15 protein-coding genes are annotated in these 15,679 nt (G+C 72.2%); 11 read left to right on the top strand and 4 right to left on the bottom strand.

Annotated features, from left to right (window positions below):
• Positions 1-65: 65 nt before the first annotated feature.
• Genes V7S47_RS21060 through gabT form a run of 3 tightly spaced genes read right to left on the bottom strand, consistent with a single transcriptional unit; the run spans position 66 to position 3,721 of the window.
• Positions 66-515, bottom strand: a complete 450-nt coding sequence (locus V7S47_RS21060; protein ID WP_336563409.1) for a nuclear transport factor 2 family protein — start codon at positions 513-515, stop codon at positions 66-68.
• Complete coding sequence (locus V7S47_RS21055) at positions 512-2,329, bottom strand: N-acyl-D-amino-acid deacylase family protein (RefSeq protein ID WP_336563408.1); 1,818 nt, start codon at positions 2,327-2,329, stop codon at positions 512-514. Before V7S47_RS21055 ends, V7S47_RS21060 begins: the two co-directional genes overlap by 4 nt.
• A gap of 45 nt (positions 2,330-2,374) precedes the next feature.
• Positions 2,375-3,721 carry a 4-aminobutyrate--2-oxoglutarate transaminase gene (gene gabT, locus V7S47_RS21050; protein WP_336563407.1) on the bottom strand — a complete coding sequence of 449 codons (1,347 nt, stop codon included), beginning with the start codon at positions 3,719-3,721 and terminating at the stop codon, positions 2,375-2,377.
• A 45-nt stretch (positions 3,722-3,766) separates the two neighbouring features.
• Here gabT and V7S47_RS21045 point away from each other — a divergent pair, with 45 nt between their 5' ends.
• The 9 genes from V7S47_RS21045 to V7S47_RS21005 all read left to right on the top strand — a co-directional run bounded on the left by V7S47_RS21045 (position 3,767) and on the right by V7S47_RS21005 (position 13,120).
• Positions 3,767-4,363 (top strand): hypothetical protein, encoded by a 597-nt coding sequence (locus V7S47_RS21045; protein WP_336563406.1) that lies wholly within the window; start codon positions 3,767-3,769, stop codon positions 4,361-4,363.
• Positions 4,339-5,433 carry a 1-deoxy-D-xylulose-5-phosphate reductoisomerase gene (gene dxr, locus V7S47_RS21040; RefSeq protein ID WP_336563405.1) on the top strand — a complete coding sequence of 365 codons (1,095 nt, stop codon included), beginning with the start codon at positions 4,339-4,341 and terminating at the stop codon, positions 5,431-5,433. The genes V7S47_RS21045 and dxr overlap by 25 nt, the downstream gene beginning before the upstream one ends.
• Positions 5,430-6,791: a M50 family metallopeptidase gene (locus V7S47_RS21035; protein ID WP_090852629.1), complete on the top strand. Its 1,362-nt coding sequence runs from the start codon at positions 5,430-5,432 to the stop codon at positions 6,789-6,791. The genes dxr and V7S47_RS21035 overlap by 4 nt, the downstream gene beginning before the upstream one ends.
• Before the next feature lie 78 nt (positions 6,792-6,869).
• The gene (locus V7S47_RS21030) at positions 6,870-8,294 is read left to right on the top strand and encodes a polysaccharide pyruvyl transferase family protein (protein ID WP_336563404.1); all 1,425 of its coding nucleotides are present in this window, start codon (positions 6,870-6,872) and stop codon (positions 8,292-8,294) included.
• 37 nt (positions 8,295-8,331) lie between these two features.
• Positions 8,332-9,483, top strand: coding sequence for a flavodoxin-dependent (E)-4-hydroxy-3-methylbut-2-enyl-diphosphate synthase (gene ispG, locus V7S47_RS21025; protein ID WP_090852622.1), 1,152 nt, complete (start codon positions 8,332-8,334; stop codon positions 9,481-9,483).
• A 49-nt stretch (positions 9,484-9,532) separates the two neighbouring features.
• Positions 9,533-10,012, top strand: a complete 480-nt coding sequence (locus tag V7S47_RS21020) for a hypothetical protein (protein ID WP_336563402.1) — start codon at positions 9,533-9,535, stop codon at positions 10,010-10,012.
• Positions 10,013-10,067: 55 nt separating this feature from the next.
• Positions 10,068-10,913, top strand: coding sequence for a GNAT family N-acetyltransferase (locus V7S47_RS21015; RefSeq protein WP_336563401.1), 846 nt, complete (start codon positions 10,068-10,070; stop codon positions 10,911-10,913).
• Positions 10,914-10,925: 12 nt separating this feature from the next.
• Complete coding sequence (locus V7S47_RS21010) at positions 10,926-11,291, top strand: DoxX family protein (RefSeq protein ID WP_336563400.1); 366 nt, start codon at positions 10,926-10,928, stop codon at positions 11,289-11,291.
• A 44-nt stretch (positions 11,292-11,335) separates the two neighbouring features.
• Complete coding sequence (locus V7S47_RS21005; protein ID WP_336563398.1) at positions 11,336-13,120, top strand: proline--tRNA ligase; 1,785 nt, start codon at positions 11,336-11,338, stop codon at positions 13,118-13,120.
• 7 nt (positions 13,121-13,127) lie between these two features.
• Here the strand turns inward: V7S47_RS21005 and V7S47_RS21000 are convergent, their stop codons facing one another.
• The gene (locus V7S47_RS21000) at positions 13,128-13,814 is read right to left on the bottom strand and encodes a hypothetical protein (protein ID WP_336563397.1); all 687 of its coding nucleotides are present in this window, start codon (positions 13,812-13,814) and stop codon (positions 13,128-13,130) included.
• A gap of 23 nt (positions 13,815-13,837) precedes the next feature.
• Between V7S47_RS21000 and V7S47_RS20995 the strand changes: the two genes are divergently transcribed.
• A complete protein-coding gene (locus V7S47_RS20995) occupies positions 13,838-14,542 on the top strand; it encodes an HAD family hydrolase (protein WP_336563396.1) in 705 nt (234 codons plus the stop codon).
• 130 nt (positions 14,543-14,672) lie between these two features.
• Complete coding sequence (locus tag V7S47_RS20990) at positions 14,673-15,608, top strand: zinc metalloprotease (RefSeq protein ID WP_336563395.1); 936 nt, start codon at positions 14,673-14,675, stop codon at positions 15,606-15,608.
• The last annotated feature ends 71 nt before the right edge of the window (positions 15,609-15,679 follow it).

Here is a 15,679-nt window from a genome sequence, read left to right as displayed (position 1 = left end):
CTCTGGTCTCTTTCGGGGACGCGGGTCGCCGACGATACCCCGGGTGGGATCGGGAGGCAGGCGGATCAGAGGTCAGCCGTCGCGTCGTAGACCCAGCTGGTGTCGGCGGTGGCGAGCGACTCCACCCAGGACGCGGGCGCGTTGTTCATGATCGCGCCGTAGTCCCAGTAGTCCTTCCACAACGACACCTTCCCGTCCCGCACCCGGTGCACGGTGGCGAAGGGGAGGGTGACCACCTCGCCGGAGGGGAACGTCCAGGTCTCCGAGTGCTCGTACATCACGTCGTCACCGGAGGCGACGAGCACCCCGTCGTGGTTCTCGTACGCCGTCAGCCCGCCCCAGCCGACCTGCAGCCGCTTGGCGATGTCGACCGGTCCCCGTGCGGCGAGGGAGGGGCCCAGCGGCATGTCCAGGTAGAGGCAGTCGTCGGTGACCCAGTCGGCGATGCCGTCGTAGTCGCGCGCGGACAGCGTCCGCCACAGCCCGCGCACCGCCTCCTCGGGCGTGCGGGTCACGAAGCAGCTTCCGAGACCGGCGACGAGGCCGGCGACGACGTACGACGGGGCGCGGTCAGCGGCTCGCGCGACTGCTCGCCGGCCCGCAGGAACCGTCCGGTCCGCTCGCGGCCGAGCAGCGACGACGCCCGCCCGGCGCGCCAGACCGTCCGGCCACCGACCATCACCAGCGGCACGGTCGCGTCGTTGCGGTTGACCATCCGCGAGAGGCCGTCGTACTGCTCGACGGGGGCCTCGGCGTACTCGTCGAGCGACGAGTCGAGCCGCGCCGGGTCGAGGACGAAGAGGTCGGCGCGGTCGCCGAGGCGCAGGTGGCCGGCGTCGAGGTCGTACCAGTCGGCGAGCTCGCCGGTCAGCCGGTGCACGGCGTGCTCCATGGTCATGAACGGCTGGCCGGCCTGCTCGGCGTCGTGCACGTGCTTCAGCAGCCGCAGCCCGAAGTTGTAGAAGGCCATGTTGCGCAGGTGGGCGCCGGCGTCGGAGAAGCCCATCTGGACGCCGGGCTCGCGGGCGATCTTCTTCAGGATCTCGGGGCGGTGGTTGGAGATGGTGGTGCGCCAGCGCATCGCGGTGCCGTGCTCCAGCACCAGGTCGAGGAAGGCGTCGACCGGGTGCGCGCCGCCGCGCTCCAGGCCGACCTGCCCGAAGGACTTGCCGACCACGGACTCGTCGGGGCAGGCGACGACCTGGGCGTCGAAGAAGTCGCGGTGCCAGACCCGCGGGCCGTACTTGCTCTCGTAGTCCTTGCGGAACCGGGCCCGGTACGACGGGTCGCGCATCAGCGTGTCGCGGGCCAGCTTCTCCTGCAGGTGCAGGGCCTGCGCGCCCGCGCCGAACTCCTCGAAGATCACCAGGTCGATGCCGTCGGCGTACACCTCGAACGGGACCGGGAGGTGCTGCCAGCGGAAGTCGCCGCCGAGCCGGTTGACGACCCCGGCCAGGCCGCGGAGCAGGTAGATGACGAACGGGATCGCCTTGATGTCGGCGGCCGACAGCAGGCTGGTCTTCAGCGGCTTGCCGAACAGTCCGAGCGAGCCGAAGGCCTGCGTCACGACGGTCTGCGGGCGCCCGACGTCGGGTCCGGCCTGCAGGGCCCGGCCGCGCCGGCGCAGGATCTTGCGCAGCCCGCGCATCTCCTTGCCGCCGGCGTACGTCGACGGCAGGGTGCGCGAGCGGCACAGGTCGCCGTCGAGCTTGTCGAAGAGCAGCTGCTGGGCCGACATGCCGACGAAGCCGGCGTCGAGCGCGTCGACGAGCATCCGCTCCATCCGGGCCTGCTCGGCGCGGGTGGGCTTCACCTCCTTGCGGGTGGCCCGGTCCAGGCCCATGGTCGCCGTGCGCATGTCGGAGTGGCCGATGAACGACGCGAGGTTGGGGCCGAGCGGGCGGTCCTCGAGCGCGGTGACGTACTCGCTGGCGGTGCGCCAGGTCTGGTGGTCGTCGACCGCGCGGATGACGTGCTGGCGCGGGATGGCCTCGACCCGGCCGAACAGGTCGCCGGCGTCGACCCCGCCCACGTGGACGGTCGACAGCGAGCACGAGCCGAGCAGGATCGTGGTGACGCCGTGGCGCAGCGACTCGGTCAGGTCGGGTCCGTTGAGGACCTCCACGTCGTAGTGCGTGTGGATGTCGACCATGCCCGGCAGCACCCACTGCCCGGCCGCCTCGACGACGTCCCCGCAGCCGGTCTCGTCGAGTGGCTCAGCGGAGATCGCGGCGACCTTGCCGTCGCGGATCCCGACGTGCCGGACGGCGGAGGGCCCGCCGCTCCCATCGAAGAAGCGCCCGTCCCGGATGATCGTGTCGTAGGTCACACGGGCATGGAACTCCCGTAGTTGACGCGCGTCAAGCGGTTCCCGTCAAACGGTCGCCGCGAACGCCTCCGCGACCACGTCGAAGGCCTCGTCGAGGAGCTCGTCGGAGATCGAGAGCGGCGGCAGGAAGCGGAAGACGTTGCCCCAGGTGCCGCAGGTCAGCGTCACGACCCCCTGCGAGTGGCAGTACGACGACACCGCCGCCGCGCGGGCCGCGTCGGGCTCGGTCGTGCCGGGCGTGCACAGCTCGATCGCCATCATGGCGCCGCGGCCGCGGACGTCGCCGATGACCGGGTGCTCGGCCTGCAGCGCCGCCAGCCGCGACCGCATCCGCTCGCCCACGGCCCGCGCCCGCTCGGCGAGGTCGTGCTCCTTCATCTCCTCGATCGCGCCCAGGCCGGCGGCGCAGGCGACGGGGTTGCCGCCGTACGTGCCGCCGAGGCCGCCGCCGTGCACTGCGTCCATCAGGTCGGCGCGGCCGGTCACCGCGGCCAGCGGCAGGCCACCGGCGATGCCCTTGGCGGTGGTCACCAGGTCGGGGACGACGCCCTCGTCGTCGCTGGCGAACCAGTCGCCGGTGCGGCAGAAGCCGGACTGGATCTCGTCGGCCACGAAGACGACGTCGTGGGCCGCGCACCAGGCCGCGATCGCCGGCAGGAAGCCCGGCGCCGGCACGATGAAGCCGCCCTCGCCCTGGATCGGCTCGATCACGACGCAGGCCAGGTTGGTGGCGCCGACCTGCTTGTCGATGACGTCGATCGCGCGGGCCGCGGCCTCCTCGCCGGACAGGCCGTCGCGGAACGGGTACGACATCGGGGCGCGGTAGACCTCGCCCGCGAACGGCCCGAAGCCGTGCTTGTAGGGCATGTTCTTGGCCGTCATGGCCATCGTGAGGTTGGTCCGGCCGTGGTAGGCGTGGTCGAAGACCACCACCGCGTCCTTGCCGGTCGCGGCGCGGGCGATCTTGACCGCGTTCTCGACGGCCTCGGCGCCGGAGTTGAAGAGCGCGCTCTTCTTCGCGTGGTCGCCGGGGGTCAGCTCCGCGAGCTGCTCGCACACGTCGACGTAGCCGTCGTACGGCGTGATCATGAAGCAGGTGTGGGTGAACGCCGCCACCTGGTCGGTGACCCGCCGGGTCACCGCGGGGGCGCTGTTGCCGACCGTCGTCACGGCGATGCCGGAGCCCAGGTCGATCAGGGCGTTGCCGTCGACGTCGAGGATGATGCCGCCGCCCGCGGCCACCACGAACACCGGGAGCATGGTGCCGACGCCGTCGGCGACGTACGCCTTCTTGCGGTCCAGCCGCTCGAGCGAGCCGGGACCGGGGATGGCGGTGACGAGGCGTCGCTCCTGCGGGAGCGAGGGGCCGCCCGTGGCGGGGATCGAGGTCATGGGAAGAGCGTAGGACCACCGGTCCCGCGGCCCATACTTTCCCGCATGAGGACCCTGATGGCCGGGATCGTGGCGCTGCTGGTCGCTGCCCGGCTGCGGACCCTCGAGGTCGTCGTCGACGGGCGGGTCTGCGGCCGGGTGCACGACCTGTGGCGCGGCTCGTGGGAGGCCGACGTCGGGGTCGAGGCGTGCCTGGACCGGGCGGCCCTGCCGCTGTGGGGAGCCGAGGCGGCGCTGCTCCTCGGCATCGCGGTCGTCGTGGTCGCAGTCGTCCGGGTGACGCGGGCGGCGGTGAGCGGACGGTCGCCGGTCGCAGCGGCCGTCGCGGCCTGGGCCGCCGCGGGTGGGGCCCTGGCGACGTGGGTGACGCTCCGGCTCGATCCGGGGCCGACCTGCTCGAACGTCCCGATCGGCGGGTACGACGACGACGCGCGCCTGGTGCGGGAGGCGGCCGCGCAGGGCTCCGGGGTCGCTCGGTGCCTGGCCGCAGGCGGAGGGGTCGAGCCGGGCACCTACGCGTTCCTGGCGGCGACGGGTGCGCTGGGCGCGGGCGTGGTCGGCCTGGTCGCGCTCCTGGTCCTGAGGCGGCGGACCCGGCGGCGGGTCGACCAGGGAGGATGGCCCGTGTGCGCGACATCGTGATCCTCGGCTCGACCGGCTCCATCGGCACCCAGGCCCTCGACCTGGTCCGTCGCAACCCGGACCGCTTCCGGGTCGTCGGGCTGACCGCCGGCGGCTCGAACCCGGACCTGTTCGAGCAGCAGGTCAAGGAGTTCGCGCCGGCCTTCGCCGGGCTGGGGGAGGACGCGTCGGTCGAGGCGGCCGGGCGGCCCTGCAACGTCGTCCTCAACGGCATCACCGGGGCCGTCGGCCTGCGTCCGACGCTGGCCGCGCTCGACGCCGGCACCACCTTGGCCCTGGCCAACAAGGAGTCGCTGATCATGGGCGGCCCGCTGGTGCTCGAGCGCGCGAAGCCCGGCCAGATCGTCCCGGTCGACTCCGAGCACTCCGCCCTGGCCCAGTGCCTGCGCGGCGGCACGCCGCAGGAGGTACGACGCCTGGTGCTGACCGCGAGCGGCGGCCCGTTCCGCGGGCGGACGCGGGAGCAGCTCGCCGGCGTGACGCCGGAGGAGGCGATGAACCACCCGACCTGGGACATGGGCCCGGTCATCACCATCAACTCCGCGACCCTGGTCAACAAGGGCCTGGAGGTGATCGAGGCGCACCTGCTCTTCGACATCCCCTTCGACCGGATCGAGGTGGTCGTGCACCCGACGAGCGTCGTCCACTCGATGGTCGAGTTCGTCGACGGCTCGACGCTGGTGCAGGCCAGCCCGCCGACCATGCTCATCCCGATCGCCCTCGGTCTGGCCTGGCCCGACCGGGTGCCGGACGCGGCGCCGCCGGTCGACTGGACGCGGCCCGAGACCTGGGAGTTCCTGCCGCTCGACGACGAGGCCTTCCCGGCGGTCGCGCTGGCCCGCGCGGCGGGGGAGACCGGCAGCACCGCTCCGGCGGTCTACAACGCCGCCAACGAGGTCTGCGTCGACGCCTTCCGGCGGGGTGCGCTCGCGTTCGTCGACATCGTGGCGACGATTCAGGCTGTTCTCAGTCGCCACGACGTACCCTCGAGCGTGGCGATCGACGACATCCTCGCCGCCGACGCCTGGGCCCGCGCCGAGGCGACCCGACTGATCGAAGGACCCGCATGACCGCGCTGTTCTACCTGCTCGGGGTGGCGATCTTCGTGGTCGCCATCCTGGTGTCGATCGGGCTCCACGAGCTCGGCCACCTCATTCCCGCCAAGCGCTTCGGTGGCAAGGTGACGCAGTACTTCATCGGCTTCGGGCCCACCGTGTGGAGCAAGCAGGTCGGCGAGACCGAGTACGGCCTGAAGGCCATCCCGCTCGGTGGCTACGTCAAGATCGTCGGCATGCTGCCGCCAGGGGCGGAGGACCTCGTCGACGACGTGACGTACGACGAGGACGGCAACCCGGTTCACAAGGTCCGCAAGTCCAACACCGGCATGTTCACCCAGCTCATCACCGACGCCCGCGCGGCCGAGTGGGAGCTGGTCAAGCCCGAGGACACCGACCGTCTCTTCTACAAGCTGCCGTGGTGGAAGAAGGTCGTCGTCATGGGCGGCGGGCCCACCGTCAACCTGCTGATCGCCTTCTTCCTGTTCCTCCTCGTCTTCTCCACCTACGGCGTGAAGACCTCGGAGGTCGACGCCGGGGCGCCCGTGGTCGACGCGATCTCCGAGTGCGTCATCCCCTACTCCGAGAGCGGCCGCGCCTGCGAGGAGACCGACCCGGTCAGCCCGGCCCTCGGCGCGGGCCTGCGGCCCGGCGACACGATCACCACCTTCAACGGCACCGCCATCGCCGGGTGGGAACAGCTGCGCGACCTCATCCGCGACAACAAGGGCGGCACGGCGACCATCGGCTACGAGCGCGACGGGAAGCCGCTGACCGGCACCACCAGCACCACCGTCGAGGCCCGCCCGACCTCCGACTCCGACGAGACGCTGACCGAGGTCGGGTTCCTGGGCGTCGTCCCGACGACGCACACGGTCACCGAGAAGGGCGGCGTGCTCTTCACCCTCGACCAGATGGGCACGATGACCGTCGACACGGTTCAAGCGCTCGGCACCCTCCCGGTCAAGGTCTGGGACGTGGCGCAGGCGATCGTCGGGCTGGAGGAGCGCGCGGCCGACAGCCCGATGAGCATCGTCGGCGGCGGCCGGCTGGCCGGCGAGACCGTGTCGCACGACGAGTTCCCGGTCGTCGACAAGGCCGTGTTCCTGGTCATGCTGATCGCCGGGTTCAACTTCTTCATCGGGATGCTCAACTTCGTCCCCCTCCTCCCGCTCGACGGCGGCCACATCGCCAGTGCGCTCTGGGAGGCGCTGCGCCGTGGGTTCGCCCGGCTGCGGCGCCGACCTGACCCGGGCTACGTCGACGCGGCCAAGCTGCTCCCGATCGCCTACGTCGTCGCCATGGGCTTCGTGGTGATGGGCGTCGTGCTGATCGTCGGCGACCTCGTCGTACCCCTCCACCTGGAGGGCTAGAAAGCGCCTGGCGGGCGGTAGCCTTCTCGACGGTGCACCATCCGCGACCGACGGGGTCGCGACCGACCGAGGAGAACCTTGAACCACCCCGACACCACCCCGCGCGTGCTCACCGTCGGTGCCTACGAGCGTGACAACTTCGGCGACCTGCTCTTCCTGCTCCTCACCGAGCGCTACCTGACCGGCAGCGAGATCGTGGCCTCCGCCCCGTTCGCGGCCGACATGACCGAACTTCTCGACCGCCAGGTCGTGGCGACGGGCGAGCACCTCCAGCAGCACCGGTACGACGTCGTCTGGTCGGTCGGTGGCCAGGTCGGGGCGCTCGACCTGGAGGGCGCGTTCCGGATGGCGGTCCCGCCCGGCGAGTTCGCCGCCTACCAGACCGCGACGCCGGCGCGCCAGCGCGAGATCCTCTCCGCGGCCGTGGCCGGGGCGCCGATCACCTCGCCGTACGTCCCGACCGTGGGGGCCTTCCCGCTCAACGGCGGCGCGGTCTCGGTCCTGAACTCGGTCGGGATCGCCGGGCTCACCACGCGCTCGGTCAAGGTCCGCCACGAGATGGCGGCGGTGCTGCAGACGGCCGACGTCGTCTCCGTGCGGGACAAGCCGTCCAGCAAGTACCTCCAGGAGCTCGGCGTCGAGCACACGCTGGCCCCGGACGTCGTGCACACGCTGCGGGTCCTCGAGCCGTACGAGCCGGATCCGGACAGCGACGTCGTCGTCCTCCAGGTCTCGTCCGGGCTCGCCGCGCTGATGGGCCACGAGACGATCGCCGAGCAGCTGGCCGCGAGCCGGCACCTCGGCGGCTCGAAGGTCCGCTTCGTCATGGCCGGCCTGGCCACCAGCCACGACTCGGTCGCCGACTGCGAGCGGATCGCCGAGCGGCTGCAGCAGCTCTCGCCGTCCACCGAGATCGAGTTCGCGACCGGTCGGCAGCCGCTCGACGTCGTCAAGGCCATCCGCGACGCCCGCCTGGTGATCGGGACGTCGCTGCACGTCCGGATCGTCGCGGCGTCGTACGACCTGCCCCGGGTGACCTTCGAGCGCACCAAGCCCACCCGCTACGCGCGGCACTGGGACAAGCACATGCCCTTCCACGTGGCGGTGACCGACCTCGACGAGGCGATGGGTGCCGCGCTCGGCGCCCGGAACCGCCCCGAGGTGCGGGAGGCGTCGGCCCGGCTCTCGCGGCTGGCCGACGAGAACGTCCGCGCGATCGCCGACCGGGTGGGCGAGCTCACGGCCGGCCTCACCGACGCCGTGCGCGAGGAGCGGGCGGAGACCCGGCTGGCCGCGCTCGCGGCCGCGGCCGAGGCCGCCCACCACGACCTGCCCGGCATCCGCGACGAGCTCGACGCCACCCAGGCGCGGCTCGACGAGACGCGGACCGTGCTCGCGCGGACCCGGGCGAGCCTGGCCGAGGCGCAGGCCCAGGCCGTGCCGGCGGGCCGGCCGGGCCTGGCCGAGCGGGTGCTGCGGCGGGCCGGTCGCCGCGAGCGCTGATGAGGGGCGCCGCGGCCCCGCCCAGTAGATTGGCGGCATGACCGAGATCAACCTGGGGATGCCCGCGGCGCCGCCGCCGGTGCTCGCCCCGCGCCGTCCGACCCGCCAGATCCAGGTCGGCAAGGTCGGGGTCGGCAGCGACCACCCGGTCTCGGTGCAGTCGATGACCACGACGCTCACCTCCGACGTCAACGCGACCCTCCAGCAGATCGCCGAGCTCACCGCGTCGGGCTGCGACATCGTCCGGGTGGCCTGCCCCAGTCAGGACGACGCGGAGGCGCTCCCCGCGATCGCCCGCAAGTCGCAGATCCCGGTGATCGCCGACATCCACTTCCAGCCCAAGTACGTCTTCGCGGCCATCGAGGCCGGCTGCGCGGCCGTCCGGGTCAACCCGGGCAACATCCGCAAGTTCGACGACCAGGTCAAGGAGATCGCCCGGGCCGCCCAGGACCACGGCACCTCGATCCGGATCGGCGTCAACGCCGGCTCGCTCGACCCGCGGCTGCTGGAGAAGTACGGCAAGGCGACGCCCGAGGCGCTCGTCGAGTCGGCCAAGTGGGAGGCCAGCCTCTTCGAGGAGCACGGCTTCCGCGACTTCAAGATCTCGGTCAAGCACAACGACCCCGTCGTGATGGTCCGCGCCTACGAGCTGCTCGCCGCCGAGGGCGACTGGCCGCTCCACCTCGGCGTGACCGAAGCGGGCCCGGCGTTCCAGGGCACGATCAAGTCCGCCACCGCCTTCGGCGCGCTGCTCAGCAAGGGCATCGGCGACACGATCCGGGTCTCGCTCTCCGCGCCTCCCGTCGAGGAGGTCAAGGTCGGCATCCAGATCCTGCAATCGCTGAACCTGCGGCCCCGCAAGCTGGAGATCGTCTCCTGCCCGTCCTGCGGCCGCGCCCAGGTCGACGTCTACACCCTGGCCGAGCAGGTCACCGCTGGCCTCGAGGGCATGGAGGTCCCGCTCCGGGTCGCCGTCATGGGCTGCGTCGTCAACGGCCCGGGGGAGGCCCGCGAGGCCGACCTCGGCGTCGCCTCCGGCAACGGCAAGGGCCAGATCTTCGTCAAGGGCGAGGTCATCAAGACCGTGCCCGAGTCGCAGATCGTCGAGACCCTGATCGAGGAGGCCATGCGCATCGCCGAGGGCATGGAGGCCGTCGACGGCGCGGGCGCTGAGGTCACCGTCGGCTGATCGGCCGAAACCGACCCGGTCCACCCGGAGCGGGACCTAGAGTTCCGCCATGCTCTGGACCGGTGATCTCGAGGACGCCCCTCCTTCGTGCTTCGAGACGAACGAGTCCGGGGAGCTGCCGACCTGCTCGTACTACGGCGGGGAGTGGCACCGCAGCTTCGAGAACAGCGGCGACCCGTCCGACGGGTTCGGCGGGTTCGTCGCGCTGATCATCATCCTGGGCCTGATCGTCGCGGCCGGTACGGCGTACTGGCGCGTGAGCACCGCTCGCGCGATGGCCCGCCGGTCCGGCCTGGACGAGGACGAGGCTGCCCGGATGGCGCTGTTCACCGAGACCGGGCTGGAGACGACGTACCTCGCCTCGACGATGCGCCGGCGCGAGGTCGAGCCGGCCCCGGCGCCCGCCGCCGCTCACGACCGTGACGACGTGGCCGACCGGCTGCGGCGGCTCGACCGGCTGCGCGACGAGGAGCTGGTCAGCAACGAGGAGTGGGCCGAGCGCCGTCGGGCGATCCTCGACGAGCTCTGAGACCCCTCGTGCCGCCCGTCTCCCCGGCCCGGCGACCGGGACGTAGGCTCAGCCCGTGCTGACGACGCGTCACGGGGTGCGCCCCCTCGGAGCCCCCGACCTCGACGCGTTCCTCCGCCTCACCGCGCAGGACCCGGTGATCAACGTCTTCGCCGACTACCGCGCCCGGACGACCAACCTCGAGCCGCGCTGGCTGGGCGGCGAGATGTGGGGCCGCTTCGAGGACGGCGAGCTGGTCGCGGCCTGTCACGTGGGGGCCAACCTGGTCCCGGTGCAGGCCAGCGCCGACGACGCCCGCACCTTCGCCGAGCGGGCGCTGACCCGCGGCCGCACGGTCTCGACCATCGTCGGCCCGCACGAGGCGGTCCGGGTGCTCTGGAACGGCGTCGCGGGCTCCTGGGGCCGCCCGCGCGAGACCCGCTGGGGCCAGCCCCATCTGGAGCTGAGCGAGGCGCCCCTGGTCGCCGCGGACCCCGCCGTACGCCGCACGACCCGGCAGGACCTGGACGAGCTCTACCCGGCCTGCGTGGCCATGTACACCGAGGAGGTCGGCATCTCCCCGGAGTACGGCGGGGGCGCCGACCTCTACCGCGCCCGGGTCACCCAGCTGATGAACCGGGGCTGGTCGTTCGCGCGGTTCGACGCGGGACGGCTGGTGTTCAAGGCCGAGGTCGCCTGCGCCTCGCCGTACGCCGCCCAGATCCAGGGGGTGTGGGTGCCGCCGGACCGCCGCGGGGAGGGCCTCGCCATCGCCGGCATGGCCGCCGTCGCCGAGCTGGTCCGGCGCGAGATCGCCCCCGTCGTGTCGCTCTACGTCAACGAGTGGAACACCCCGGCCCGCCGCGCCTACGCCACGGTCGGCTTCCGCGAGACGGCCCGGTTCTCCACCGTCATGTTCTGAGAGGGTGGCGCGATGAGCCTCCCCATCAGCGTCAAGGCGCTCGCCACCGGCTTCGCCGTCAGCGGCACCATCCACCTCGTCAAGCCCGAGGTCTACGAGCCGATCATGCCGTCGTGGGTGCCGGCCCACCGCGAGGTGATCCTGGCCAGCGGGGTCGCCGAGCTGCTGTGCGCGGCGGGCCTGGCGGTGCCCCGGACCCGGCGGCTGGCCGGCTGGGCGAGCGTGCTGCTGCTGGTCGGCGTCTTCCCCGGCAACGTGCAGATGGCCCAGGACGCGTCGAAGACCCGCAACACGACGTTCAAGGCCGCGGCCTACGCCCGGCTGCCGCTCCAGCTGCCGATGATCCGTGCGGCGCTCCGGGCGACCCGGGAAGGGTGAACTGGTTCGCTGACGGGGGAGTCCGGGAAGTAGCCTTGCGCCCCATGAGCACCCCCCGGATCCTCCGCATGTCGAGCCTCTTCGTCCGCACGCTGCGCGACGACCCGGCCGATGCCGAGGTCCCCAGCCACCGGCTGCTCGTGCGGGCCGGCTACATCCGCCGCGCGGCCCCCGGCATCTACACCTGGCTGCCCCTCGGCCTGAAGGTGCTGCGCAAGATCGAGGCCATCGTCCGCGACGAGATGGACGGCATGGGCGCCCAGGAGCTGAGCTTCCCCGCCCTGCTGCCCCGCGAGCCCTACGACGCCACCGGCCGGTGGACCGAGTACGGCGACAACATCTTCCGCCTGAAGGACCGCAAGGGCGGCGACTACCTCCTCGGCCCCACCCACGAGGAGATGTTCACGCTGACGGTGAAGGACCTGTACTCGTCGTACAAGGACCTGCCGCTGTCGATCTACCAGATCCAGACCAAGTACCGCGACGAGGCGCGTCCCCGCGCCGGCATCCTGCGCGGCCGCGAGTTCACGATGAAGGACTCCTACTCCTTCGACGTCGACGACGCCGGCCTCGACGAGAGCTACCAGAAGCACCGCGACGCCTACGTCCGGATCTTCGACCGGCTCGGCTTCGACTACGTCATCGTCAAGGCGACCTCGGGTGCCATGGGCGGCTCGCGGTCCGAGGAGTTCCTGGCCAAGGCCGCCGTCGGCGAGGACACCTACGTCCGCTGCACGACCTGCGACTACGCCGCGAACGTCGAGGCCGTCCAGGTCCGCCCGCCCAGCCCCGTGTCGTACGACGACGCGCCCGCCGCCCACGCGGAGCAGACGCCCGACACCCCCACCATCCAGACGTTGGTCGACCACCTGAACGCGTCGTACCCCCGGTCCGACCGCGCCTGGACGGGCGCCGACACGCTGAAGAACGTCCTGGTGATGCTGAAGCACCCCGACGGCACCCGGGAGCCGGTCGCCATCGGCCTGCCCGGCGACCGCGAGGTCGACCAGAAGCGCCTGGAGGGCCAGCTGGAGCCCATCGAGGTCGAGCCGTTCGACGAGACCGAGTTCCGCAAGCACCCGAGCCTGGTCAAGGGCTACATCGGCCCGGGCGTGCTGGGGGAGAAGAACGAGTCCGGCATCCGCTACCTCGTCGACCCCCGCATCGTCGAGGGCACCCGCTGGGTCACCGGCGCCGACACTCCCGGCAGCCACGTCATCGACCTGGTCGCCGGCCGCGACTTCACCCCCGACGGCACCATCGAGGCCGCCGAGGTCCGCGACGGCGACCCCTGCCCGAACTGCGACGGCGGCGTGCTCGAGACCGCCCGCGGCATCGAGATGGGCCACATCTTCCAGCTCGGCCGCAAGTACGCCGACGCCCTCGACCTGCGGGTCCTCGACGAGAACGGCAAGCTCGTCACGGTCACGATGGGCTCCTACGGCATCGGCTGCTCGCGAGCCGTCGCCGCGATCGCCGAGGGCACCCTCGACGAGGTCGGGTTGTGCTGGCCGCGCAACGTCGCGCCCGCCGACGTCCACCTGGTCGCGGCCGGCAAGGACGAGGCGACCTTCGCCGCCGCCGAGCGGATCGCCCACGAGCTCGCCGGCCAGGGCATCGAGGTCCTCTACGACGACCGCGCCGGCCGGATCAGCCCCGGCGTGAAGTTCAAGGACGCCGAGCTGATCGGTGTCCCGACGGTCGTCGTGGTCGGCAAGAGCCTGGCCGAGTCCGGCACCGTGGAGGTGCGGGACCGCCGCTCGGGCGAGCGCGAGGACGTCTCCGCCGATCACGTGGTCGACCACCTCGTGCGGCTGGTCCGCCACTGAGCGAGGGTCACGCCCGCACGTAGAGCGGGGCCCGGCCCTCCTTGCCGGCCGGCTCGACGAGCTCCATCAGCCGCAGGCAGTAGACCACCCGCTGGGCCAGCACGGTCGGCGCGCCGAGCAGGGCGCCGAGGTCCTTGGTCGTGAACGGCGCGCCGGGCAGCTCGGCCCCCAGCAGGCCGAGCACGTCCTCCGGTCGTCGTACCTCGTGGCGGGCGAGGACGGCGTCCAGGTGGCGGGTCCCCGGATCCTTCGTACGGCGCCGGTTGCCGGTCGTCCGGGTGGGCCCGGGGCCGCGGACGTGGTCCTCGCGGCACAGCAGCACCTCGATGACCAGGTGGGGGTGCCCGACCAGGGACGGGAAGGCCACCAGCCGGTCGAAGACCTCCAGGACCGAGGCCGCCTTGGGGGAGCGGCGCTCCGACAGCACGACCCCGTCGGCGTCGACGCGCACGATCCGGCGCTCGGCCGGCACCGGGTGCACGATCCGCATCCGGTGCCTGTCGAGCAGCGCGTCGAGCTTGGGCCCGAGCGGCCCGAAGCCGCCCGTCTGGATCTCCACCAGCTCCCCGTCCGCGCGGACCAGATCGACGACGAACCGGTCCACCGGCACCTCGAACCGATCGCCGGGCCGGGCCAGCCACTGCTTCACGGCAGCGTGCAGCGGGCCTTCGGCGAGGGTCCCGATGCCGGTCACCGGCTCACCTTAAGGTGCTGCCCATGGGACACATCGACGCGGTGATCTTCGACTGGGGCGGCACGCTGACCCGCTGGCACGACGTCGACTTCCACGCCGAGTCGCTCGCGCTCGCGCAGGCCGTCGTCGACGTCGACCACCCCCTCGAGGTCTCCCAGGTCCGGCTGCACGCGGCGAACCAGGCGGTCTGGGGCCGCAGCCGCGACCACCAGCAGAGCGCCACCATCGCCGACCTGTTCACCGAGGCCGGACTCCCGCACGACCCCGACCTGCTCCAGGCCTACTACGACTTCTGGGTGCCGCACACCGAGACCGACGCCGACGTCCGCCCGCTGTGGGAGGCCCTGCGCGCCGACGGGGTGAAGGTCGGCGTGCTCTCCAACACGATCTGGCCGCGCGCGTGGCACGAGGGCTTCTTCGAGCGGGACGGCGTCCTCGACCTGGTCGACGGCGCCGTCTACACCAGCGAGGTGCCGTGGACGAAGCCGTCCCACCACGCCTTCGAGGCGGCGATGGCCGCGGTCGGCGCCACCGACCCGGCCCGCTGCGTGTACGTCGGCGACCGTCTCTTCGACGACGTCTGGGGCGCCCAGAACGCCGGCCTGCGGGCGATCCACGTGCCGCACAGCGTCATCCCGCCCGAGCAGGTCGGGCACACCGAGGGCACGCCGGACGCCGTCGTGCACCGGCTGCTCGACGTCCTGGGGGTCGTCCGCGGCTGGGCCTGAGTCCGTGCAGGTTCCTGCAATGCAGGAACCCGCACGCCGGACGATCTCCCGTCTAGACCAGTTGCTAGGGCACGATCGTGCGGTCGCCGCCCGTCCGGGGGCGGCATCTCTCGGGAACAGGACCCTCTGCATGCGCTACCACCGCCCCCTCCGTCTCGCCGCCGCTGCCGCCCTCGGCGTCGGCGTCCTGGCCTTCTCCGCACCGTCCGCCACCGCGCTCGTGCCCTCGGAGAGCTCGGGTGCGTGCCTCGCGGGCGACGCCCACGACGACGCGGCCGCGGCCCGGGGCGGCGGCCACGCCCACGACCACCGCGAGATCAGCGCGCTCGAGCAGGAGCGGATCCGCGAGGACGTGGCCGGCCGGCTGGCGGCGCAGGGCACGTCGCGTCGCGGGGCGTCGGCGGCGGCCGCGTCGGTGCCGGTCTACGTCCACGTGATGCGCGACGCGTCCGGCAACGGCGACGTCACCGACGCGCAGATCGCCGAGCAGATCGACGTCATGAACGTCAGCTTCGCCGGCGGCAAGGCCGCGGAGGCGGCCGACACCGGCTTCAGCTTCTATCTCGCCGGCACCGACCGGTACTCCAACACCGCGTGGCACCAGGACCAGCAGAGCGAGATCTACCGGGCCCAGACCCGCCAGGGGGGCGCGAACGCGTTGAACATCTGGCTGGTCGACTTCGACTACCTCGGCATCGCGACCTTCCCGTGGGACTACTCCTCGGACCCCGACATCGACGGGATCCGCGTCCAGTACTCGTCGCTGCCCGGAGGCTCGGCCACCAACTACAACCTCGGGGAGACCGCGACCCACGAGGCCGGACACTGGTTCGGGCTCTACCACACGTTCCAGGGCGGATGCACCAGCACCAACGACGAGGTCTCCGACACCCCGGCCCAGTCCAGCTCCACCTCCGGCTGCCCCGCCGGCCGCGACTCCTGCTCACTGCCCGGCCTCGACCCCATCCACAACTTCATGGACTACAGCTACGACAGCTGCTACACGATGTTCACCGAGGGGCAGAGCTCCCGGGCCTCCCAGATGTGGTCGGCCTACCGGGGCTGACCCCGTCTCGACTGCAGGTTTGTGCAATGCACATTTGTGAGGACGGCCCCTGGTCGCGCTGACCGGACCCG

The sequence above is a fragment of the Nocardioides sp. CCNWLW216 genome (assembly GCF_037120545.1).
In the GTDB taxonomy this organism is placed as follows: domain Bacteria; phylum Actinomycetota; class Actinomycetes; order Propionibacteriales; family Nocardioidaceae; genus Nocardioides; species Nocardioides lianchengensis.
The sequence above is the reverse complement of the archived record's forward strand: the minus strand, read 5'-3'. Positions and strand labels throughout refer to the sequence as shown.